This window comes from Paeniglutamicibacter sulfureus (assembly GCF_039535115.1).
GTDB classification, from domain to species: domain Bacteria; phylum Actinomycetota; class Actinomycetes; order Actinomycetales; family Micrococcaceae; genus Paeniglutamicibacter; species Paeniglutamicibacter sulfureus.
Genome location: NZ_BAAAWO010000001.1, coordinates 3,909,832 through 3,931,102, shown reverse-complemented (window position 1 = coordinate 3,931,102; position 21,271 = coordinate 3,909,832). Strand labels below are relative to the sequence as shown.

Sequence of the window (21,271 nt, the reverse complement as noted above, 5' to 3'; positions counted from 1 at the left end):
GACCAGGACCCAAACCGCGGCGCAAGGCGGTTCCGCCTCCACGCTCTTTCCAGTTGAGCACCGGATCCGCGGCCACACCCTGGGAACTGCATGCGCCGGATCACGGCCACGGAGAGACGGAGCCGACTTTTTCCATCACCACCGGCAGCACGGGTGTTTCACCAGGTCGTCCGCAATTGGGCCAAGCACCAGCGAGCATCATTTCACTATCTTGACGCACGTCGACGAACTGATATGCTTCTTTCCATGGCCTGCCCACACGCACAGACGCCCGAGGGTGCACGCGAAATCGAAGACACCGTCCGTACCGACTTCAGCAACACCATGTCGTACGGAAGCTACTTGGACCTGGGGCGCCTGCTCTCGGCACAGCACCCCGTCAGTGTCCCTGAGCACCACGATGAGATGCTGTTCATCATCCAGCACCAGACCAGCGAGCTGTGGCTCAAGCTGATGCTGCACGAGCTGGTTGAGTCACGTCGCCTGATGGACAGCGACGAAATCGGCAAGTCGCTGAAATGCCTCGCCCGCGTCAAGCACATCCAGAAGACGCTGACCGAACAATGGGCAGTTCTGGCCACACTCACCCCGCGCGAGTACGCACAGTTCCGCGGCTCACTCGGCTCGTCCTCCGGTTTCCAGTCGTACCAATATCGTGCCGTCGAGTTCATCCTGGGCAATAAGCACGAAGGCATGCTCAAGGTCTTTGAATCCGACCCCGATGCCCACCAGTTGCTATCCAAGCTCCTACACGAACCAACCGTCTACGATTCCTTCCTCCGCGCCCTGGCCCGTTCGGGCTATGCCGTCCCCGAGGCGATCCTTGAACGCGATGTCTCCCAGCCGTGGGTCTTCCAAGAGGCACTGGTTCCCATCTACAAGGACATCTACGAATCCGACGACACCACCTGGAGCCTCTATCAGGCCTGTGAGGACCTCGTTGACCTGGAGGACAATTTCCAGGCCTGGCGCTTCCGCCACATGCGCGTCGTCCAACGCACCATCGGCTTCAAGAAGGGTACCGGCGGGTCTTCCGGCGTGGATTTTCTCAAGCGTGCACTGGACCTGACATTCTTCCCGGAGCTGTTCGCCGTCCGCACCGAGATCGGCAAGTAGCGCCCGACCATGCTGACCGAGCTCGACGACCTGGATGCCCGCACGGGCAGCACCACCTCCCTGGTCCGCACCATCGTGGGTCTGTACCTGCGCGAACTGGGCGGCTGGATTTCCTCGGCGCACCTGATCGCGCTGATGGACGCGCTGGGCACCACGCCCCAGGTGACGCGGACGGCGATCTCCCGCCTGAAGAAGAAGGGGATCCTCGAACAGCAAGCCCGGGCAGACGTCCAGGGGCTCCAACTCACTCCCACCGGTGAACGCATCCTTGCCCGGGGAGACAGGCGCATCTTCGAACCGCGCGCCATGGATCCGGCGGATCCCTGGTGCCTGCTCTCCTACTCCATCCCGGAGGCCGAACGCGAGCGCCGCCACCAACTGCGCAAGTACCTGCAGGGTATCGGCGGCGGCCTCATGGCGCCGGGACTGTGGATCTTTCCCGACTACCTGCGCGCCGAGGTCTGGGAGATCTTGCGCGTCCTGGGCCTGGAGGACCACGCGACGGTCATCGTCTCCAATCTCCTGGAGTTCACCGGGACCGCCCAGGCGTCGGCTGTTGCATGGTGGGACCTGGATGCGCTTTCGGCACTGCACCACGGCTTTCTTGACCAGAACAAGGCCGTGGCCGGCGCTGGACAGGCAAGCGCCGCCGAGAGCTTCGCCCTCTACGTGAGGGCCATTGATTCATGGCGGACCATTCCGTATCTGGATCCCGGGCTGCCGGAAAACTACCTGCCCGGGGACTGGCCAGGCCACCAAAGCGCCGAAGTCTTCCTGTGCATCCAGGCCAGCCACTCCTCCGCGGCACGCTCCCACGTCGACGCATTGACTGCCCTCGCGTAGGGGCGGGGGCACGGAGACGGAACGGCGGCATCCGGCCGACCAAATAAATTCCATGGTCAGCACTCCCCGCCTCTTGACTATCGGAAAACACCGGAGCATCGTTGTAATCAACCGAAAGGTTGATCAAGAAAAGAGTTGAATACGTGTCCTTCGACGAGCAAGATCTCAACAGGGCATTCCTGGCCCTCGCAGACCCCACGCGCAGGCAAATCATCGCCAGGCTGTCCACCGGCCCCGCCACTGTCAACGAACTCGCCGAACCGTTCAAGATGTCCATCCAAGGCATCTCGAAGCACATTCAAGTCCTCGAGCAGGCGCATCTGGTGACTCGCACACGCGAGGCGCAACGCCGCCCGGTCCACTTGAATCCTGCACTGCTCACGGAGCTGACCGGCTGGATCGACAAATATCGGCTACTGGCCGACCAGAAGTACAACCGCTTGGACGCCGTGCTCAAAGGCCAATCCGCACGCCACGGATAAAAACACGAAAGTCCCATCATGACCAACCCACTAAAGCTCAGCATCCCCGAAGGCACACCCTTCATTGATTTCACCCGGGAATTCGACTTTCCCGTCGCGGCGGTCTTCGAGGCGCACCGCGACCCCGCCCTCGTTGCCCAATGGCTCGGACCCTACGGGCTGAAAATGGAAATCGAGACCTACGACTTCCGCACCGGGGGATCCTACAAGTACACCCACTCCAACGAATCCGGGACCTACGGATTCAACGGGGTGTTCCACACCGTCCGCGAAAACGAGTTCGCCATCCAGACCTTTGAATACGACGGCCAGCCCGACGTCGTCGCCATGGACTACATGCGTTTCGAAGCATTGGAGGGCGACCGCTGCCGGCTTGTCGGGCACTCCGTCTATCCCACCGTTGAGGCTCGCGACGGCATGGCCGCCTCAGGCATGGAAGGCGGCATCACGGAGGGGTACGAGCGACTGGACACCCTGCTGTCCACCAGGTAGTGACGGGGCACCGCGGCTTGGGACGAATCACCTGATTTCCCGAGCCGCACTGCCGTCCAGTGGACCCCCCGTTTCCCAGGATGGGACCTTCGCCGGGTCCGATGAAAACGGTCGTGGCCAGGCGTCTTTCTTGCCTTCACGGGACGCCGGATGTCTAATACATAGTAGATCTATGTAAGGAGACATCGTGCGCATCGACAAGGACCTGGTCGCCGCATCGGCGACCCCGCTCGTGCTGGGGATCCTGGAGGGGGACGAAATGCACGGCTACGCCATCATCAAGCGCGTGAGCGAGCTTTCCGGCGGGGACATGCAGTGGACAGACGGAATGCTCTATCCGCTGCTGCACCGTTTGGAGCGGCTTGGCTACCTGCGTTCGTCCTGGGGCGTTTCGGAGGCGGGGCGCCGTCGCAAGCACTACGCCATCACCGAGACCGGTCGTGCTGCCTTGGCCGAACGGCAAGGGCAATGGACCGTCGTCGCCGAGGCGCTGCGACAAGTGTGGCATTCGGCGCAGCGCCCGCCAGCCGCGGAAACGGGATGGGCGTAATGGAAGAGCATGCAGGGCTTGAAGCCCAGATTCAGGTGTGGCGCGGCTACGTAGCCCGCCGCCGGGCCATCTCCCCCGCTGACCTCGATGAGCTCGAAGACCACCTGCGCGAACAGATCAGCGAAAGGCGTGCGGGAGGACTCGACGACGACGAGGCCTTCCTGGTGGCGATCAAGCGCATGGGAAACCTCGATGCGGTCTCTCGCGAATTCGCGCGCGAACATTCGGAGCGGCTGTGGAAACAGCTCGTCCTTCTTCCGGAGGGACCCGCAGTCGCCGGACCCCCGCCCCGGCGTGAGCTTGCCGTGGTCCTGTCCCTCGCGGTGGGGGCCGGCCTGGCGCTAAAGGCGGGTCTCACTTGGCTGGGCGAAGACGCCGCCCTGTTGCGCAACGTCGGCCTGTTGGTGTTCCCATTCCTGGTCGCGTACTTTGCATGGAAGCGGCGGATCACTGCACGCACGGCGATCGCACTGGCCATCCCCTTCGCCATACTGGTGCTCGCGCTCAACACGTACCCGTTCGATTCGGACGGCTCCACGTGGCTACTCGCGGCGCTGCATGTCCCGGTGATCCTGTGGCTGCTGGCGGGGGTCGCCTACGTCGGCGGGCGGTGGCGGTCCGATGGCAGGCGCATGGACTTCGTGAGGTTCACCGGCGAACTTGCCATCTACTTCATCCTGTTGGCGCTCGGCGGCGGCGTGCTCATTGGGCTTACCTTCGCCGTGCTCCAGCTGGTGGGCCTTGACCTGGAACCGGTACTGGAAAGCTGGATCCTGCCGTTCGCCGTTCCGGGGGCCTTGGTGGTAGCCGCCTGGCTGGTTGAGGCCAAGCAGGACGTCATCGAGAACATCGCACCTGTCCTGACGCGCGTCTTCACGCCCCTGACGATTGCGATGCTGCTGGCCATGCTCATCGTACTCACGACCGCCGGCAGACTGGTCGACGTCGACCGCGGCCTGCTCATCCTCATGGACGCGATCCTGGTGCTGGTGCTGTGCCTCTTGCTCTACGCGTTGTCCGCCCGCGACCCGCTGGCCCCGCCGGGGTTCTTCGATGCGCTGCAGCTGATCCTCGTCGCGGCGGCCCTGGCCGTGGATGCAGTAATGCTGACTGCGATGCTGGCCAGGATCGCCGAGTTCGGCTTCAGCCCCAACAAGGTCGCCGCGCTCGGCCTGAACCTGCTTCTGTTGGTGCACCTGGTGCGGGCCGCTTGGCTGTCCGCCGGATTCCTGCGCGGCAGGCGTCCGTTCGCGGCGCTCGAGCGCTGGCAGACCCGCTATCTGCCGGTTTACGGTGCGTGGGCAGCTGTGGTGGTACTGGTATTTCCGCCTGTGTTCGCCTTCGCCTGAGTCCGCGCACCGAAACCTGGGACTTTCAGGCGGAAACGCAAAAGAACTGCTCCGCAGCCACTTGGGGGTTGACTACGGAACAGCTCTCCTGGCCGTTCGTCCGCTCTCGCGAGGGACCGGTTTACTTGGTTGGCAAGTCCAGCGACTGTCCAACAAAAATGAGGTCGGCGCTGGGCGCGACGTCCTGGTTCAGGGCGTGCAGGTCCTGCCAGCTGCTCAGGCCCTGGGACTGGGCGATCTTGAACATGGTGTCCCCGGCCTTGACGGTGTAGTTCTCGCCCGAGTCCTTGACGTTGACGCTGATTGCCGGTGCCTTGGCCACCGGGGCAGCTGCGCGCTTGCCGCTGGAGGCGTAGCTCTTGGCGGGAACCGACTTGGTCTTGTAGGACTTGGTGGAAGAGGTCTTGTAGCTCGACTCGCTCGACTTCTTCACGGTTTCCTTCTTCGGAGCAGACTCGTAGGTCTTGGCTACCGAGCCCTTTCCGCCGGAAAGTCCAAGCTTGGCCGAGCATGCGGGCCATGCGCCCCAACCCTGGCTGGCCTTGACGCGTTCGGCAACGCGGATCTGCTCGGACTTCGAAGCGTTGTTCGCGCTTCCGCTGCCGCCAAAGGCGCTCCAGGTCGAGCTGGAGAACTGCAGCCCGCCCTTGTAGCCATTGCCGGTGTTGATGGACCAGTCTCCGCCGGACTCGCACTGTGCCAGTGCGTCCCAGGTGCTGGTGCTGGCTGCCGAGGCAGGTGCCACCGACATTGCCATGGCTCCCCCGGCCAAGGCCAGTGCGGCAACAGAAGCTGCGCCGCGGCGAATGTTTTTGCTCTTGGAATTCTGCTGGATCATGTTTCTCCAGTGCCATCCTCCGCATAGGTCGTCCAGGACCATCATGGCGGCGTTGTCCGGCGTCGCAATCGACGATTCGAGTGGCTACCGCCGCAATGGACAACGCACAGATATCCGGCGGTAGTTGAGACGTGTTCCGTAACCTGATGTTATAGAAACGTTACTCAACGACGGTACGGCACCACCCCGGGGCCACGTCAAGCCGTGAGTCCTTCGGGGATCCATTCGACCTAGTCAGAGTGCTAAAAAAAGTTAATCACACGCGACAAAACGCCCCGGAGACCGAGATGGACTCCGGGGCGCTGTTACCAAAACGATATTATTTGGGGCTGACTAGTGAAGACTCGAGAACACTGGGAAGTGCCCTGACGCCTTCCAAAACCCAGCTGTGGGGATGCTGCTCGAGTTCTTCACGGCCAAGCGCCCCGGTGAGGACGCCCAGCCCGCGCACCCCGGCGTTGCATGCCGCCAGGAGGTCGACTACCGTGTCACCGCCGGCCACGACGCGGCGCACATCGTGCACGCCGGTGACTTCCATGACCCGGTGGATCATGTACGGCGCGGGCCTGCCCGCGGCGACTTCGTCGCTGGTGACCACGGCATCGAGCAGCTGGCCTTCGCCAATCCCCCAGCCCAGGGTTTCGAGGATCGGGCCCGCGACATCCCGTGAGAACCCAGTGGTCAGGCCTACCTTGATCCCCCGGCCCTTGAGCTCGCACAGGGCTTCCTCCACACCGGGAAGGGCCACCGGCGGGTTGGCCGCGTAGCGCTCCGCCAAAAGGGCGCGGAAGTGGTCGAACTGCCGGGCAACCAGCCCGGGGTCCGCCGTGACACCCCCGAGTTCCATCAATGCGGCAATGGCCTCGGTCTTGTCGGCGCCCATCCAGGTTTGCAGGTCGGCGGCATCGACGCTGGCTCCGGTATCCGTGACCGAATCCTCCAGGGCGCGGTAGACGATCCCATGCTCATCAACGGTGGTTCCGGCCATATCCAAGACGACAAGTTCAATCATTGTTTCCATCCTTTGGTTGGTCTATCAGTTATCAGGCGACCAGCGGGACGCGCACCAAAGCCGCCCTGGACGCCCGGGTGTTTTCGATGACGAAGTTCGCAAGATGCGGAAGGTACCGGTCATCCGAGCATTCAAGGATGCGTCCGTCCTCGGCGTAGGTCAGCCGATGCTCGCGCAACAGCGGCGATCCGGCGGCCACTCCCAGCAGGGAGGCATCCATCTCATCGGCACCGACGGCATCAATGACATGCCGGCCCCTGCTCAGGTCCACGCCCCGGGATGTCAGGTAGCCGAAGATCGAGCCGCTGTCGGTGTCGAAGTCGAAGAGTGCGTTGCCGACATCGGCGACGAAGTTGCTGCGTTCCACCATGGTCGGATTCCCGTCAAGCAAGCGCAGGCGCAACACCTGGATGACAGGATCTCCCGGTTGAAGGAGCATTTTTCCCGCAAGCTCTTCTCCCGCCGGGCGCCGTGCGATCTCCAGCGTCCGCTGTCCCGGTTCCCGGCCCAGTGAATGGGCCCACTCGGTAAAGGACATGAAGGTGGCAAACGATTGGGAAGGCACCGGGTGGGCGACCACCGGGGGCTTACCGCGACCCCCGGTGATCAGGCCCTCGCTACGCAGGCTAGCCAGCGCCTGGCGGACGGTTCCACGGGAAACACCGTTCTGCGCACAGAGCTCCGCCTCGCTGGGCAGTGGCTTGCCTTCTTTCCAGTCGCCGGAGGAGATCCGTTCACGGAACAAATCGCTGAGACGCTGGTGGATGGGTTCTTCGGAAGTTGACTGCACGTACTTGATCATACAAGTGGAACAGGCGGCACCCCGGGAACCTTGGTGAACTACAAATGAACAGGTCATGAAGGGGTCGGTGGCCAGATGAACCGTTGGTGAACTTGTCTGGACAAGTCCCGTTCTGGCTTGAAAACAGGACTTGGGACCGGCAAATATCAATGCCGTGAACATCTTCGAAACGAAATCCGGGGCCACCGCAGAACCGGTGGCAAGCACCGACGTCCTGGTGGTCGGCGCAGGCATCATCGGCCTGGCCCATGCCGCGCTCGCCCAGCAAGCCGGCCTGAGCGTCACCGTCATCGAACGCGACCACCGTGCGGTGGGCGCATCGGTGCGAAACTTCGGCCATGCCTGCATCACCGCCCAACACGGCGACCTCTACGACCTTGCCCAGGCCGGCCGAAGGCACTGGCTCGATTTCTCGGCCAAGGCCGGGTTCTGGGCCATCGAAGCCGGGGCCCTGGTGGTTGCCGCCACCGAGACCGAGCTCCAGCTGCTGCGCGAATTCTCCGAGTCCCGCCCCGAGGGCCAGGTGAGCGTGCTGGGCGGCGAGGAAGTCCGGGCCAGGCTCGGCCGCGAGAACACCGACGGCATCCGCGGCGGCGCCTTCCTCGCCGATGACCTGCGGGTTGACCCGCGCAGCACGGTGGGCACACTGGCGGGCTGGCTCCACGAACAAGAAGGGGCAGCGGTGCACTTCAACACCGCTGCCCTGGGGTTCGGGCAGGGTTCCGAACGCCGGGCCCGCGTCAACACCAGCCGCGGCGACTTCGAGGCCGACCAGGTGTACATCTGTGTCGGCCACGACGTGGACTACCTGTTCCCCCAAATCGCGGCCGAGCACCGCATCGAGCGGTGCGCGCTGCAGATGACGGCCGCCGGCGCGCCGGAAAGCACCACCATCGTCCCTGCCGTGCTCACCGCGACCTCCATGCTGCGCTACGACGCGTTCACGCACATGCCCTCGGCGAGCGCACTGCGCATCGAGGTCGCCGAGGCGCACCCCGACCTGCTGGGGATCGGCGCCAACGTGATGTTCACCCAGCGTCCGGACGGAACCTTGCTGCTCGGGGACTCGCACTCCTATGACCTGACCCAGGATCCGTTCCTCGATGAATCCACGTCCGGGATCCTGCTGCGGGCCGCGGCGAAGGTGCTGGATGTGGAGTCGTTCGCCACCACCGAACGCTGGCAGGGCATCTACGCCTCCTCAGACGTTTCCCCTGTTCTGGTCCGCGACATCGGCGAGGCCATCACCCTGGTTTCCGTGACCAGCGGCATCGGCATGACCATCTCCTTCGGCCTGGCCGAGGCAAACCTCACCGCACGTCCCCTCCCCCGGCCCACCGCCGCCCTCACTCGCTAAGGACCCGTCGCACCATGAAAATCCCACGCACCCTCGCCATGTCCCTTGCCGCCGCCGCCGCCCTCGCCCTCGCCCTGGCAGGCTGCTCCTCCACCGAGGCCCCTGCCTCGGCCGACACCGGGTCGTTCTGCCCCACCGGCGAACTGAAGTTCGGCATCGAGCCCTTCGAGGACCCGGCCAAGCTCGAACCCGCCTACAAGGTGCTCGCCGCCGCCCTGGGCAAGGAACTGGACTGCAAGGTCGAGGTCCAGGTGGTCGAGGACTACGCGGCCGAGGTGCTCTCGATGCGCAACGGCAAACTCGACATCGGACAGTTCGGTCCCATGGGCTTCGTCTTCGCCTCCACCAAGGCCAACGCCGAGCCGCTGGTCTCCTTCGGCACCGCAGACGGGAAGCTCTCCTCCTACACGGCCGGCATCTGGGTTCCCAAGGATTCCGCGATCAAGGCCATCGATGACTTGCGCGGCAAGGACCTCGCACTGGGCTCGGTCGGCTCCACCAGCGGGGATGTGCTGCCCCGCTTTGGCTTGAAGAATGCGGGCATCGCCGAGGACGAGCTGAACATGAACTATGCCGGTGGGCACCCCGAGGCATTGTTGGCCCTGACCAAGGGCACCGTCGACGCGGCCCAGATCAACTCGCAGACCTTGGCCAGCGCCATAGATTCGGGCAACTTCGATCCGGCCGGATTCCGCCAGGTCTGGAAGAGCGAGGCCATCCCGAACGACCCCATCACGGTCTCCGCCGACGCCGACCCGGCTTTCAAGGCTGCGGTCAAGGACGCCCTGCTGAACCTGGCGCCCGCGGACATCGAGGCCGTCGGCAAGTTCCTTGACGTCACCCCGGCCGGGCCCCTGATCGAGGTCACCAAGGAAACCTACAACCCGCTGTTTGACCTGGCCGAGACCATGGGCCTGACCGAGAAGGACATCTAATGACCGCGTTACGGATGCCACATCGCGCCTTGCACCCTGCCGCTCCGGCCGGCGAGGAGATCATGCAGGTCAGGAACCTGACCAAGTCCTTTGGCGGGCGCACCGTCCTGGACGGGGTCGATTTCACCCTTGCCCGCGGCTCCATGCTGGCCTTCCTGGGCGCCAACGGCTCGGGCAAGTCCACCACGCTCAAGTGCATCATGGGCCTGGAAACCCCCGAGGCCGGATCCATCAAACTGGACGGCACAGAGCTGTCCACGCTGCGCGGCACCGAACTGGCCAGGGCACGGTCCTCGGTGGCCATGGTCTTCCAGAAGATCCACTTGGTCCCGCGGCGCACGGCGTTGGAGAACGTTTGCGCCGGCGCCCTGGGCCGGCTCAGCGGCCCCGCCTCCGTCAGCCCGATGTTCTTCCCCCGCGGGCTGAAGGAAGAGGCCATGGCTGCCTTGGCCCGCGTCGGCATGGCCGATCGCGCCCACGAGAAGGCCGGCCGGCTCTCCGGCGGCCAGGCCCAGCGCGTGGCCGTGGCCCGCGCCCTGTGCCAGCGCGCCTCGGTGCTGCTGGCCGACGAACCGGTCTCCGCGCTCGACCCGCGCGCCGCCGAGGAAGTCATGGCCCTGCTGGCCGAACTGGCCCACGCGGAGAACCTGGCGGTCGCGGCGGTCCTGCACCAGCCGGACCTGGCCCTGCGCCACGCGGACAACGTCATTGGACTGGTCAACGGCCGCATCGAATACTCCGGGGACATCTCCGGACTCGACGCCTCCATGGAGTCCCGCCTCTACACCCCGAATCGAGCAGCGGCATGAGCACGCAGGTTCCCTCCCTTTCAGTCCCCAAGGTCCCCAACGCCGGGTGGCGGATCACCTCGATCCTCACCGCCATCGCGGCGTTCATCGTCCTGCACGTTTTCGCGCTGCGCGGCACCGACTTCGAGGTGTCGGCACTGGTCACGGGCGCCGAGGGCATGGCCTCGTTCCTGGCCGATGCCTTCCCGCCGGACCTTGACTGGGAATCGGTCCTCGCTCCGGCACTGAAGGCGACCACCGTGACCCTGTGGATCGGATTGCTGGGCACCACCCTTTCCATCCCGACGGCATTGTTGCTGGCGGTGTTCGCCTCGCGCACCACCACGCCGCACCGCCTCGTCCACCAGCTCTCCCGCGCAGTCCTCTCCTTCTTCCGGGCGGTGCCGGACATCGTCTTCGCGCTGATCTTCGTCACCGCGGTGGGACTTGGCCCCTTTGCCGGCGTGCTCGCGTTGATCTGCCACAACACCGGCGTCATGGGAAAACTGTGGGCGGAGTCGATGGAGGAAACCGATTCCGGCCCCCAACAGGCGTTGGCCACGGCCGGGGCCTCGCGGTTCCAGCAGGTCACCCATGCCGCACTGCCCATGGCACTGGGCCAGTTCGTGGGATTGCTGCTGTACCGCTTCGACGTGAACGTCCGTTCCTCGCTGGTCTTGGGACTGGTCGGGGCCGGCGGCATCGGGTTGCTGATCAACCAGTCCATCAAGTCGTTCCGCTTTGATGCGATGGCCACCCAGATCGTGGTGGTCCTGGTGCTGATCATCCTTGTCGACCAGCTCTCCTCGTTTATCAGGCGAAAGCTGGAAGTCTAGTTTGGCCAAGTCCGGAACGCTGGATCGCTAGACTGAAACACCAAGTCGAATACGAATTACGGAGCGTCATCGATGAATCGCGGCGTTCTTGCCTCCCTGGCGGCCTCGGGACTGTTCGCAGCCATCTTCCTCATTTCCGGTTCCCTGAAGGACATCGGGCACACGGAGGTCTACGGGTGGCGAATCGTGCTGACCCTGCTGATAGTTGCCCCGTTCTATGCGCTGGTTCCGGGCCGCCGGGTCCAAATGGTTGCCTTGCTCGGGCGCATCAAGGCCAGACCCGGCCTGCTGGTTTACGGAGCCGTTGCCAGCTCGCTGGTGGGCGTCCAGCTCTGGCTCTTCATGTATGCGCCCATGAACGGGTTCGCATTGGCGACATCTCTCGGCTACTTCCTGCTCCCCCTGGTAATGGTGGTGGTGGGCCGGGCGGCCTTTGCCGAGCGGTTGTCCCGGGGACAGAAAATCGCCGTCGCCCTGGCAGTCCTCGGCGTGGGCCACCAAGTGGTCTTCGCCGGCGGCCTGGCCTGGCCCACCTTGCTGATTTGCCTCGGGTATCCCGTGTATTTTGCGGCACGGCGAGCCGCGCGCTTTGAATCCAATGCCGCCTTCACGCTCGAGATCCTGTTCCTCACGCCGCTGGCCGTCTATTTCATCCTCACCGGAGTCCGCGGGCCCGAGGCGGCCGTCGTTCCAGTGCTGTCCATCGGGGTGTTGGGTGCCTTGGCAATGTTCCTCTACCTGGGTGCCGCCTCCATGCTTTCCCTTTCGCTTTTCGGGTTGCTCAGCTACGTCGAACCGGTGTTGCTCCTGGTGGCCGCCGTTGCCATGGGCGAGCAGCTCTTTGTCCGTGACGCATTCACCTACGCACCCATAGTCCTGGCCCTGGTCATCTTGGCCGCCGACGGATTTCGGTCCGCACGTTCCATGCGCAGGGGAACCTAGGAAGTAAGGTGGGAAATGACCATGCCAGCCTCGCCGGAAGCAGGTGGATTCCCCAGTGGACCAGACACAAAGCAGTGAACTCGAACTACGCAGGGATTCCTGGCTCTATGCCATAAAGCGAACGGTACGGGAGTTTTCCCGGGACGGGGCCACTGACCTTGCGGCCGCGCTGACCTATTATTCGGTGCTTTCAATGGTTCCAGGGATACTGGCATTGCTCTCGATGCTCTCATTGATCAGCAGCGGACCCGAGACCAGGGATTCTATGGTCCAGACCATCAGGCAGATCAGCACCGCCGAGATGGGCACCAACGCCGAAACCCTGCTGATCCAGCTCGGGCAACAGACCGGGGCCGGCTGGACGTTGATTGCCGGTTTGCTGGTGGCCCTGTGGTCGGCCTCGGCCTACGTGGGCGCTTTCGGCAGGGCCCTGAACCGCACCTATTCCACCGCCGAAGGCCGTCCCCTGTGGAAGCTGCGGCCCCAGATGTACCTGTTGACCTTGGTGATCCTGTGTCTGGCGGTGGTGGCCATTGCCATCCTGGTCCTTTCGGGACCCGTGGCCGAGGGAATCGGCTCCGTGTTAGGCCTCGGCGAGGCGACGCTCTTGGCGTGGAACATCGCCAAATGGCCGGTGCTCGTGCTGATTGCGGTGCTCATGGTCGCACTGCTCTACCATTTCACCCCGAACGTCAGGCAGCCCAGGTTTCGCTGGATCAGTGCCGGGTCCCTGGGTGCCTTGGTGATCCTGGCTATCAGTACCTCGGGATTCTTCTTCTACGTGGTGAACTTCAGCAAGTACCAAAGCGCCTACGGCGCCCTGGGAGGCGTGATCATTCTGCTGTTGTGGATCTGGCTGGCAAATATCTCGCTGCTGCTGGGTTCCGAACTTGACGCCGAAGTCGAACGAGTCCGGGAATTGCGCGCAGGTCTGGCTGTGGAGGATGAACTGGCGTTGCCAACCCGCGACGACACGGGAATCGCCAAGGCGCAATTGGCCCTGCTTGATGACCATGAAGAGGCGCGTGCCCTGCGGGTTCGCGCGGGCGGGGAGGCGCACCCCGACGCCGAGTTGCCAGGTCCGAGAGTGCCCTGGGGACTGCTGTCAGCGGCCGCCGGCACCATCGGGGCATATCTGGTGGGCAGACGCCACGGTGCCGACCGCTAAGGGCGCACTGCTAGGAATGCCCCAACACGTGACGCAAAGCCGATTCCAGATCCGGATGCCTGAACAGGTAGCCGCTGTCCTCGACCTTGCGGCCGGAGACGAGCTGGTCGGCGAACGCCAGTTCCTCGGCACCTTGCTTGCCCAGCAGTAGCCTGGGCCCGAACGCGGGGACCGGTATGCGGGCGGGCCGGCGCAAAACCTTGCCCAGGACCTGCGCATAATCCTTGGCCTGCACCGGGTGCGGAGCGACCGCGTTGACGGGTCCGACCAGTGAATCGGTCAACAGCGCATGGGCATAGATGCCCACCACGTCGTCGACGCTGATCCAGGACTGCCAGGCCTCCGATCCCAGGGGCCCTCCCAGGCCCAGGGCGTAGAGCGGCAGCATCCGTTGCAGGACACCGGTGGCCGGCGACTGCACCAGGCCGGTACGCATATTGACGACGCGCACCCCAGCCTCGCGAGCGGGCGAACATGCGTCTTCCCAGGCCGCGCAGACCTCCGCGAGGAAATCCTTTCCGGGTTCGGCGTCCTCCCCCAGTGGAACAGCCCGCCCTGCGGCGTGAGGATTCGCCCCATAAATGCCAATGCCCGAGGCCACGATGAGGCTGCGTTGCTTCCCGTCCTTGGCGAGGGATGCCAACGCGCGGGCGAGCAGACCGGTTCCCAGCACGCGCGAGGAGCGGATTTCCTCCTTGGCACTTGCAGTGAACCTTCCGCCAATGGTGTGTCCTGCCAGGTTCACCACGGCATCGACATCGCGCAGATCCTCGGCGTCGAGCACCGCGTGATCCGGCGCCCAGAAGATCGTGTCCTCGCCGGTGGCCGCGTGCCGGTCGCGCACCAGTCGCTTGACGCGGTGCCCTCCACCGCCCAGCAGGGCGCAAAGCTGGGTGCCTATCAGGCCGGAGGCACCGGCCACGGCAATCGTCAGTGGCTTGGCGTCATGACTTGCGTGGAAGGCCAGATCCGCCCTGAGCATGCGTTCCCGATACCGGAAGACCTGGATGAGTTCGTGTTTGAAGGCCCGCTCGGCGATCTTGTGTGCGCGGCCCCGGGGAAGCCTGCCCAGGAGCGGGAGCTCGTACTCCACGACGTCGCGCATCATGGTGCCGCGGTTCTGCCCGTCGCCGTCGTCGGTGAATAGGTGCTGGTGTTCCCAGCGGGCCAGCGGCCCTGACTCCATGATGTCGGTGAAATCGTGCCCGGGGTTGAGGGAAATGTGCTTGGCATGCCAAGGGATTTCGGCGCGCACCCGGCCGTGAAGTCCCAGCGCCTGGGCCCCGGCGGCGACGGCGGCGGCAAGGCCGGTGCCCAGTGTCCCCGGTGCCGCCACATCCATGACGGCCCGCGATCCCACGGCAATTCCCTTGTCCGGTTCCTGCCTGATTGAACCGCTAAACGGAGCCGAAAGCCGGGGCAAGGCGCCGGGTCGCTCAAACCAGCGGAAAACCGTTTCCCGCGGGTAGGGCAGGTGGGTCGTGTATTCAAAGATTGCCATGGCTGTGTGCATCCCTTATCTCGCGGCGGTTCCCCCTTCTACCCACACTAGGCGAAAGATATGTCCCGCAGCAGATTCCCTGAGGGCGGCGCAGCCTTTTGTCACCGGCCAAAGTGTCTGTGTCGTGTTGTTGAATGTACTTATCGACCCAGTCTGAAGGGAGCGGTGACCATGCGCATTGGCATGCCCGCCTATCCAACCCTCATGGAGCTGCGCACCGCGGGGTGGACGCTGGAACAAATATCCAGGGCCTATGAGGTGGACGAACCTGATATCCAGAGGGCACTTGCGTTGCATTTCATCCAAAGACAGCCTGCTGGCCGGCGGCCTGTCCTGGGCGCAACCTCCAAACCGCGGCCTGAATGATCGACATTGCCGTACGGGGTGGCCAGTGAGCCTAACGCTCCGCATCCCGCGGCACACCCATGCCGTCCAACCGCCTCGGTCGATGGGGAGAAAAATGACCCGACGCTAGCGCAGCATCAAAGCGATCATCCAGCCGGCAATCAACACCGAGCCGCCAATCACGACGGTGAAGCCAAGAAGCCAAAACCAGGCCGGCAACCAACTTCGTGTGGCAAGGATGTAGGCGTCCGAGGAGGCGACCAATCCGCGCCGGCGGGTGTGTACGCCAATGACCTTGAACAGGTCTCGCACCGATCCGACCAAGAGCATCAGGCCCAGTCCAAGCACTACCCAGGCGATGGCCCTGACGGGGGTGTAGACCACCAGCAGCTGGGCTGCCAGCGCAGAGCAAAGCGCCACCGCGATGCCCGCCCAATTGCGCAGGAAGATCAGCGAACCCAGCAGGATGAGGGCGCCGATGGAAAGTGCTGCAGAAGCATGGCCGTAATACGTCGATGCGACCAGTGCCATGCCCACCACCGCAGGTGTCGGGTACCCCCAGAAGCCGCTGAACACCGCGGAGAATCCCGGTTTGCCGCTACTGGCCAATTCCCCAGAATGATCCAGCCGGATCTTCAATCCGTGGATGAATCTTCCTGTCAGCAACGCAGCAAAAGCATGGCCCAGTTCGTGAACGAATGTCACGTACAGCCCAAAAATCCGCCAGGTTGCCCGCGGCACGGTCAGCAGCACGCACAAGGCAGCCAGGCCCAGCAACGGCCAAGGGGTCAGTGTCAACGGATCGCTGCTGTTGAAGCCCGTGAGCACCGCTTGCCACCACCGCTCAATGATTTCCATTCAGCCAGCCTATGTCTTGCCCCGCGCACCGATTGCACCAGCCGCGTTGGGGATGACGTATCTCAACCTGTCTCACAGCCAATGCACAACTGACGTTTATACCGTTGATTCCTCAACTAACAATTTTCACCGGGCTTGAAGGGCGGCATGTGCATGAAGCGATTCATCGGACTGCTGCTTGCCCTGGCCTTGATGCTGCCTCTGGGTCAATCCCTGGGTTCCGATCCCAAGGGGTCCGCGTCCCCGATTCAAGCAAATACGGCGCAGACGGCCGGAACATGGCATTGCCCGACGGATTCGCCCACCCAGCACCTTTGCGAACCGATCGTGGACCCCCAGCTAAACGTCGCCCAGATTGCACCGCGCCCCGACACCTCGGGAGCCTATGGGGCCGCGCCGGCAGGCCCGGCTGCACATGGCCACATGTCGGACCAGCAGGCACGGGCACCGGATTTGCACGAACTCTCCATTTCCCGAACGTAGAAAACGGCTTCCTCCTCCTGCCGTCCGCGTGCCCGATTCCGGGTGCACCGCCTTCTTCGTTCCGAGGACCCACTATGTCCGAACCGAAAACTTCCCGCGCCCTGGTCATCGCCGTGGTGGCACTCATGCTGGCCATGGCCGCCGGCGGCTGGATCCTGGGATCCGCCAATCCGCGCAGCAATCTACCCTCCGAGGCCTCCCCCGAGGCAGGCTTCTCCCGGGACATGCAAACGCACCACCACCAAGCGGTGCAGCTTTCCATGATCATTCGGGAAAATTCGACCAATCCTGCCGTGCGCTCGATGGCCTACGACATTGCCTTGACACAGCAGCAGCAATCGGGACAGATGTTTGCCTGGCTTGAGACCTGGGGCCTGACCCAAACCGGTGAATCCATGACGTGGATGAGCGACCTTCTCAACGAGGATGCCTCGCATGCCGGCCACGGGAGCGTCGCCCCCGGCGGACCCCACACCATGGCCTCCATGGGCATGGCCAGCGAGGCCGACATCCAAAAGCTCACCGCCGCGCGGGGCGAGACCGCCGACCGTCAGTTCCTGACCCTGATGATCGCCCACCACAAGGGCGGCGTCGAAATGGCCGAGGCCTACCTGCAACGCGGCGACAACGCCATGGTCGCCGCCTTCGCCACCAAGATCACCAAGACCCAAGAGGCCGAAATAGCGGCCCTGAACCAGCTGCTTTCACAGCTGAGCTAAAGGACGACTTCCCATGAACAAACGCGCAGAAGCCCAAATGGTCCTTGCCAAGGCAAAAGCCAAGGAAAAACGAACCAAGCTGTTGACCGTGGCGGTGATCGCGACCGCCGCACTGGCCATCGTCATCCCCACCAGCGTGGTACTCAGCGGTGCCGCCCAGGAAAAATCTACCGCAACCGCAGCCGCCGCCGCCCCCATTGACGGAGTCAAGACCTACGAGGTGGCCTCGGCCAATCACGTCGATACAACGGTCGCCTACGACCAGAAGCCCGGAGTGGGCGGAGACCACAATCCAGTCTGGCTCAATTGTGGGATCTATGAGGCTCCGGTCCCGGAAAACAATGCTGTTCATTCGATGGAACACGGCGCCGTATGGATCACCTACGACGGGGCCAGCGATGCGGAAGTCACGGCCTTGGAGGAAGCCGTGGGAGAGAAGACCTACCTCATCCTGAGCCCCTTCCCGGAACAGGGAGAGAAGATCAAGCTCACGGCCTGGGGAGAACAGCTCAGCGTCGATTCCCCGGACGACCCGCGCATCAAGACCTTCATCACGAAATACCGCCAGGGCCCGCAGACCCTCGAGCCCGGCGCCCCATGCACCGGCGGCATCGGCATCTAAGCTAGAAGGAAAAAGGAGAACACCAACCATGTCATTCCTGCCCTCGGCAATTGCCGGAACCGGACTCATCGGCGGCTTCGCCACCGCCCGCACCACCAAGAACCGCCCGCTGGGCGGCGCGGTGCTGGCCGCAGCGGGAACCGGTGCCTTCCTTCTGTGGAAAGCCAACGCCGGAACCCCGAGGGCAGCTGCCCTGACTGGGCTCTACCTTGCAGCATTCGGGGCATCCCATCCGCTGGCCAAGAAGATCGGCGCCTGGCCCGCCGTCAATTCCGTCACCGCCGCAGTGATTCTCGCATCGATGGTGGTCGGCCGGCGCAAGTAACCGCTCCGCGTTCCAACGCGTTCACGGCGGCTTTCTCGACGAATCCTGGTTCGGAAAGCCGCCGTGATTTGTCTTACCCGGGAAGCAATCGTTGCAGGAACGAGTCCGAATCGGGGACCCGCGGCCACTACGATTAATGCAGGAAAGGGGCAACACCTTGGGAACTCGCAAACCCTTCTTGATACTTGCATGCATGGCCGTCTTCGTGGGACTGCTGGGTCTGTCCGGCACGCCGCGCGCAGATGAGCCGCTGCCGCAAGCCTTCGCTGTTCCAGCGGGCGTAAACCACAACACCTTCATGGTCGCCGGGGACTCGATCACGGCGGCGGGAAGCCGCAAGGTGGCCGCCGGCCACGTCGGCGAAGCCTCCTGGGTCAGGTACGTCAACACACCCGGCACGCCCGCCACCCTGGCATGGACCGGCGGCTGGGCCCTGGGCGGTGCCCAAAGCGGGGACATGGCCGTGGCCCTGCGTGCCGGAAGCGCGGATTCCCTGGTCATCCTGGCCGGCACCAACGACCTCGCGCACGGCAACAGCCACACAATGATCGGAGAGAACCTGGCGCGCATCGCCCGCATCGTACGGGCACCCATGGTTCTGCTGAGCAGCATTCCTCCCCGCGACGACGCCGTTGCGGCAACGGTGGCCTACAACGAATTCCTGAAAACCTTCGCCGGCGAGCGCGGCTGGACATACGTGGACGCGTCGGCCGGATTGCGCAGCGAGGCGAACACCTTCATTGAGGGACTCAGCGACGACGGGGTGCACCCCAATGTCGAGGGCGCCAAGATCCTCGGTGCTGCCATCGGACAGGCCCTGACCACCAAGCCCATGCAGGCCATCGCGGACACGGCGGGCGTCGAACCCCTAGGCTAGGAGTCATGCGCTCCCCCATTGACAGCTACCTCGCGGACCTCCATGCAGAGCTTCTGGATCTCACGGCAGGAACCCCCTACCAGGGCATCCCGGCAATGGCCGACGCCGATCCCTCGAAGTTCGCCATTGCCATGGCCACCGTCGACGGCCACGTGTACCGGATCGGGGATGCCGACCTGGAATTCTCCATCCAATCCATTTCCAAGCCGTTCTCCTACGCGTTGGCGCTGGACGACATCGGCCTGGACGCGGTGGATACGAAGATCGATGTGGAACCCAGCGGGGACGCGTTCAACGAGATCTCGCTGGCCCGGGGCAGCGGGCGCCCGGCCAACGCCATGATCAATGCCGGGGCCATTGCCACGGTTTCGCTGATCAGGAACACCGACGCCCCGCGCTTCGAGCGCATCCTGGAACACTTCTCCACGGCCGCCGGGCGACGCCTGGAACTAAGCGATTCCATCTTCGCCTCCGAGGCGCTCACCGGACACCGCAACCGCGCACTGGCCTACCTGCTGCGTTCCTTCGACATCATCGAGACCGATCCAAGCCCGGTGTTGGAGGACTACTTCCGTGCCTGCTCGGTCATGGTCAACACCCAGGACTTGGCCATGATGGCAGCGACGCTGGCCAATGGCGGCACCCAGCCGCGCACCGGGGTTCAGGTCATGAGCAAGGAAGCGGTCCAGCGCACCCTGTCGGTCATGACAACCTGCGGCATGTATGACGATGCCGGAGCATGGATCTCCGCCGTGGGGCTGCCCGCCAAGTCGGGAGTCGGCGGCGGGCTGATTGCCGTGCTTCCCGGCCAGGTGGGACTGGCCATCTACTCCCCCGCCTTGGACCTCCACGGTTCCTCCGTGCGCGGGGTCGCCGCCAGCGAACGCATCAGCGCCGACATGGGGATGCACTTTGTGCGAGCCGCCCGCCTGGGCCGCTCGGTGATCCGCGACCACTTCGACATCACCGATGCCCCGTCCTACACCCGCTACACCGATGCCGCCAGCAAGCTGTTGGCCGAGTACGGGGAACGGGCGCACATCGTGGAGCTGGCCGGCGACTTGCTCTTCGCCGGCACCGAGTCCATGGTGCGCGAAGTCAGCGAACTGGATCCTTCCGTGGAACTGGTGATCCTGGATCTGCGCCGGGTCGACGACATCGATCGCATTGCGGTGGAGATGATCCACCAGCTCGGCCGGGAACTGGAGGCGGAGGGCCGCACCATGGTGTTGGTCCAGGAAAAAATCTTCGAGCCGCTGGAGTCGCTGCGTTGCTTTCCCAGCCGCAATGACGCGGTGGAATGGGCAGAGACCACGTTGCTGCAGCGCTACGGGGACGGCGACCTGGTGCCCAGCGAGGTCTCGGTCTGCGACTTCGCTGCGCTGGCGCCGCTGGACGCCGTGGACATCGACCTGCTCGAATCCCTGATGGAGGAATCCCGGATCGAGGACGGACGCATTATTCGCCGGCCCGGCCAGGAATTCGGTGGCGTCTACTTCATCCTCAAGGGCAAGGTGGTCACCTCGACCCTGCAAAACGGCAAGCCGGTGCGGCACGCGACGCTTTCGGCGGGCATGACCTTCGGCGAGATCGCCCTGGGCGGTGAGGGCGAACAAACCACCCGCGTCACGGCCGTGGGCAGGCTGCACCTAAAGGTGCTCTCGGCCGCGTCGATCGCCACGCTGGAGGCCGATGACCCGGGAACTGCCTTGCGCTTCTGGAAGGCCGTCGCCCGCGATGCCTACACCCGGGTCGAGGCGAACATCAAGGACTCGAACTTCCCGCTGCACTGACGCGCCTCGGCATTCAGGAAATGCGCTCGCAAAAATGTTCCGCGGCCACCGGAACCGGAAATGTCGGGCAGCAATCGCCCGGCGGGCCCCTCGCCAAGCCGCCAGCGGATTCAGGGTTGCCGGTGCCAGTGCATTTCGAATTCGCAATGCACTGGCACCTCGTCGACAGCGCTCTTGGACTCGGTGGCGACTGGCGCCGCTCTCCGACCCTTGATCGGTTCGATCCAACCGGCCAACA

23 protein-coding genes are annotated in these 21,271 nt (G+C 64.1%); 18 read left to right on the top strand and 5 right to left on the bottom strand.

The window, feature by feature from the left end:
• The first annotated feature begins 246 nt into the window (after positions 1-246).
• From kynA to ABD687_RS17795, 6 genes are all read left to right on the top strand, one after another.
• Positions 247-1,116 carry a tryptophan 2,3-dioxygenase gene (kynA, locus tag ABD687_RS17820; RefSeq protein WP_264268383.1) on the top strand — a complete coding sequence of 290 codons (870 nt, stop codon included), beginning with the start codon at positions 247-249 and terminating at the stop codon, positions 1,114-1,116.
• A gap of 9 nt (positions 1,117-1,125) precedes the next feature.
• On the top strand, positions 1,126-1,959 hold the full coding sequence (locus tag ABD687_RS17815) for a PaaX family transcriptional regulator (RefSeq protein ID WP_264268384.1): 834 nt from the start codon (positions 1,126-1,128) through the stop codon (positions 1,957-1,959).
• 143 nt (positions 1,960-2,102) lie between these two features.
• On the top strand, positions 2,103-2,441 hold the full coding sequence (locus ABD687_RS17810) for an ArsR/SmtB family transcription factor (protein WP_264268385.1): 339 nt from the start codon (positions 2,103-2,105) through the stop codon (positions 2,439-2,441).
• Positions 2,442-2,459: 18 nt separating this feature from the next.
• Entirely contained in the window at positions 2,460-2,933 is a 474-nt protein-coding gene (locus ABD687_RS17805; RefSeq protein ID WP_310289297.1) for an SRPBCC family protein, read from the top strand.
• 187 nt (positions 2,934-3,120) lie between these two features.
• The gene (locus ABD687_RS17800) at positions 3,121-3,483 is read left to right on the top strand and encodes a PadR family transcriptional regulator (RefSeq protein WP_264268387.1); all 363 of its coding nucleotides are present in this window, start codon (positions 3,121-3,123) and stop codon (positions 3,481-3,483) included.
• Positions 3,483-4,832, top strand: coding sequence for a permease prefix domain 1-containing protein (locus tag ABD687_RS17795; protein ID WP_310289301.1), 1,350 nt, complete (start codon positions 3,483-3,485; stop codon positions 4,830-4,832). Before ABD687_RS17800 ends, ABD687_RS17795 begins: the two co-directional genes overlap by 1 nt.
• 121 nt (positions 4,833-4,953) lie before the next feature.
• On the opposite strand, the gene ABD687_RS17790 is transcribed toward ABD687_RS17795, so the two are convergent.
• The 3 genes from ABD687_RS17790 to ABD687_RS17780 form a co-directional block, all read right to left on the bottom strand.
• Entirely contained in the window at positions 4,954-5,670 is a 717-nt protein-coding gene (locus ABD687_RS17790) for a LysM peptidoglycan-binding domain-containing protein (protein WP_310289303.1), read from the bottom strand.
• Between the two features lie 319 nt (positions 5,671-5,989).
• The gene (locus ABD687_RS17785; protein ID WP_302263445.1) at positions 5,990-6,682 is read right to left on the bottom strand and encodes a phosphonatase-like hydrolase; all 693 of its coding nucleotides are present in this window, start codon (positions 6,680-6,682) and stop codon (positions 5,990-5,992) included.
• 31 nt (positions 6,683-6,713) lie between these two features.
• Complete coding sequence (locus ABD687_RS17780) at positions 6,714-7,472, bottom strand: GntR family transcriptional regulator (protein ID WP_310289306.1); 759 nt, start codon at positions 7,470-7,472, stop codon at positions 6,714-6,716.
• A 166-nt stretch (positions 7,473-7,638) separates the two neighbouring features.
• Here ABD687_RS17780 and ABD687_RS17775 point away from each other — a divergent pair, with 166 nt between their 5' ends.
• From ABD687_RS17775 to ABD687_RS17750, 6 genes are all read left to right on the top strand, one after another.
• Positions 7,639-8,841: a TIGR03364 family FAD-dependent oxidoreductase gene (locus tag ABD687_RS17775; protein WP_344761009.1), complete on the top strand. Its 1,203-nt coding sequence runs from the start codon at positions 7,639-7,641 to the stop codon at positions 8,839-8,841.
• A 14-nt stretch (positions 8,842-8,855) separates the two neighbouring features.
• A complete protein-coding gene (locus ABD687_RS17770) occupies positions 8,856-9,776 on the top strand; it encodes a phosphate/phosphite/phosphonate ABC transporter substrate-binding protein (protein WP_310289310.1) in 921 nt (306 codons plus the stop codon).
• Entirely contained in the window at positions 9,776-10,585 is an 810-nt protein-coding gene (locus tag ABD687_RS17765; RefSeq protein WP_310289312.1) for a phosphonate ABC transporter ATP-binding protein, read from the top strand. Before ABD687_RS17770 ends, ABD687_RS17765 begins: the two co-directional genes overlap by 1 nt.
• On the top strand, positions 10,582-11,400 hold the full coding sequence (gene phnE, locus ABD687_RS17760; protein ID WP_310289314.1) for a phosphonate ABC transporter, permease protein PhnE: 819 nt from the start codon (positions 10,582-10,584) through the stop codon (positions 11,398-11,400). The genes ABD687_RS17765 and phnE overlap by 4 nt, the downstream gene beginning before the upstream one ends.
• 72 nt (positions 11,401-11,472) lie before the next feature.
• Positions 11,473-12,342: an EamA family transporter RarD gene (gene rarD, locus ABD687_RS17755; protein WP_310289317.1), complete on the top strand. Its 870-nt coding sequence runs from the start codon at positions 11,473-11,475 to the stop codon at positions 12,340-12,342.
• Positions 12,343-12,397: 55 nt separating this feature from the next.
• Complete coding sequence (locus ABD687_RS17750; RefSeq protein WP_310289320.1) at positions 12,398-13,510, top strand: YihY/virulence factor BrkB family protein; 1,113 nt, start codon at positions 12,398-12,400, stop codon at positions 13,508-13,510.
• A 10-nt stretch (positions 13,511-13,520) separates the two neighbouring features.
• Here the strand turns inward: ABD687_RS17750 and ABD687_RS17745 are convergent, their stop codons facing one another.
• Positions 13,521-15,011, bottom strand: coding sequence for a TIGR01777 family oxidoreductase (locus ABD687_RS17745; protein WP_310289322.1), 1,491 nt, complete (start codon positions 15,009-15,011; stop codon positions 13,521-13,523).
• 471 nt (positions 15,012-15,482) lie between these two features.
• On the bottom strand, positions 15,483-16,214 hold the full coding sequence (locus ABD687_RS17740; RefSeq protein ID WP_310289324.1) for a M50 family metallopeptidase: 732 nt from the start codon (positions 16,212-16,214) through the stop codon (positions 15,483-15,485).
• A 153-nt stretch (positions 16,215-16,367) separates the two neighbouring features.
• Between ABD687_RS17740 and ABD687_RS17735 the strand changes: the two genes are divergently transcribed.
• The 6 genes from ABD687_RS17735 to glsA all read left to right on the top strand — a co-directional run bounded on the left by ABD687_RS17735 (position 16,368) and on the right by glsA (position 21,033).
• On the top strand, positions 16,368-16,697 hold the full coding sequence (locus ABD687_RS17735) for a hypothetical protein (RefSeq protein WP_302263437.1): 330 nt from the start codon (positions 16,368-16,370) through the stop codon (positions 16,695-16,697).
• Positions 16,698-16,771: 74 nt separating this feature from the next.
• Positions 16,772-17,416 (top strand): DUF305 domain-containing protein, encoded by a 645-nt coding sequence (locus tag ABD687_RS17730; protein ID WP_310289325.1) that lies wholly within the window; start codon positions 16,772-16,774, stop codon positions 17,414-17,416.
• Positions 17,417-17,429: 13 nt separating this feature from the next.
• Positions 17,430-18,038 carry a thioredoxin-like domain-containing protein gene (locus ABD687_RS17725; RefSeq protein ID WP_310289326.1) on the top strand — a complete coding sequence of 203 codons (609 nt, stop codon included), beginning with the start codon at positions 17,430-17,432 and terminating at the stop codon, positions 18,036-18,038.
• Positions 18,039-18,066: 28 nt separating this feature from the next.
• Positions 18,067-18,363, top strand: coding sequence for a hypothetical protein (locus tag ABD687_RS17720; RefSeq protein ID WP_310289328.1), 297 nt, complete (start codon positions 18,067-18,069; stop codon positions 18,361-18,363).
• Positions 18,364-18,556: 193 nt separating this feature from the next.
• Positions 18,557-19,240, top strand: a complete 684-nt coding sequence (locus ABD687_RS17715; protein ID WP_344761008.1) for an SGNH/GDSL hydrolase family protein — start codon at positions 18,557-18,559, stop codon at positions 19,238-19,240.
• Between the two features lie 5 nt (positions 19,241-19,245).
• Positions 19,246-21,033: a glutaminase A gene (gene glsA, locus ABD687_RS17710; RefSeq protein ID WP_310289331.1), complete on the top strand. Its 1,788-nt coding sequence runs from the start codon at positions 19,246-19,248 to the stop codon at positions 21,031-21,033.
• Positions 21,034-21,271 lie beyond the last annotated feature (238 nt).

What these genes read in the sequence shown, in the direction of transcription:
- glsA (WP_310289331.1), top strand. Translation starts at nt 19,246, where the DNA reads ATGCGCTCCCCCATTGACAGCTACCTCGCGGACCTCCATGCAGAGCTT.
- ABD687_RS17730 (WP_310289325.1), top strand. Translation starts at nt 16,772, where the DNA reads ATGTCCGAACCGAAAACTTCCCGCGCCCTGGTCATCGCCGTGGTGGCA.
- ABD687_RS17790 (WP_310289303.1), bottom strand. Translation starts at nt 5,670, where the DNA reads ATGATCCAGCAGAATTCCAAGAGCAAAAACATTCGCCGCGGCGCAGCT.
- ABD687_RS17725 (WP_310289326.1), top strand. Translation starts at nt 17,430, where the DNA reads ATGAACAAACGCGCAGAAGCCCAAATGGTCCTTGCCAAGGCAAAAGCC.
- ABD687_RS17815 (WP_264268384.1), top strand. Translation starts at nt 1,126, where the DNA reads ATGCTGACCGAGCTCGACGACCTGGATGCCCGCACGGGCAGCACCACC.
- ABD687_RS17770 (WP_310289310.1), top strand. Translation starts at nt 8,856, where the DNA reads ATGAAAATCCCACGCACCCTCGCCATGTCCCTTGCCGCCGCCGCCGCC.
- ABD687_RS17735 (WP_302263437.1), top strand. Translation starts at nt 16,368, where the DNA reads ATGAAGCGATTCATCGGACTGCTGCTTGCCCTGGCCTTGATGCTGCCT.
- ABD687_RS17805 (WP_310289297.1), top strand. Translation starts at nt 2,460, where the DNA reads ATGACCAACCCACTAAAGCTCAGCATCCCCGAAGGCACACCCTTCATT.
- ABD687_RS17745 (WP_310289322.1), bottom strand. Translation starts at nt 15,011, where the DNA reads ATGGCAATCTTTGAATACACGACCCACCTGCCCTACCCGCGGGAAACG.
- kynA (WP_264268383.1), top strand. Translation starts at nt 247, where the DNA reads ATGGCCTGCCCACACGCACAGACGCCCGAGGGTGCACGCGAAATCGAA.
- ABD687_RS17740 (WP_310289324.1), bottom strand. Translation starts at nt 16,214, where the DNA reads ATGGAAATCATTGAGCGGTGGTGGCAAGCGGTGCTCACGGGCTTCAAC.
- ABD687_RS17715 (WP_344761008.1), top strand. Translation starts at nt 18,557, where the DNA reads ATGGCCGTCTTCGTGGGACTGCTGGGTCTGTCCGGCACGCCGCGCGCA.
- ABD687_RS17785 (WP_302263445.1), bottom strand. Translation starts at nt 6,682, where the DNA reads ATGATTGAACTTGTCGTCTTGGATATGGCCGGAACCACCGTTGATGAG.
- phnE (WP_310289314.1), top strand. Translation starts at nt 10,582, where the DNA reads ATGAGCACGCAGGTTCCCTCCCTTTCAGTCCCCAAGGTCCCCAACGCC.
- ABD687_RS17720 (WP_310289328.1), top strand. Translation starts at nt 18,067, where the DNA reads ATGTCATTCCTGCCCTCGGCAATTGCCGGAACCGGACTCATCGGCGGC.
- ABD687_RS17765 (WP_310289312.1), top strand. Translation starts at nt 9,776, where the DNA reads ATGACCGCGTTACGGATGCCACATCGCGCCTTGCACCCTGCCGCTCCG.
- rarD (WP_310289317.1), top strand. Translation starts at nt 11,473, where the DNA reads ATGAATCGCGGCGTTCTTGCCTCCCTGGCGGCCTCGGGACTGTTCGCA.
- ABD687_RS17795 (WP_310289301.1), top strand. Translation starts at nt 3,483, where the DNA reads ATGGAAGAGCATGCAGGGCTTGAAGCCCAGATTCAGGTGTGGCGCGGC.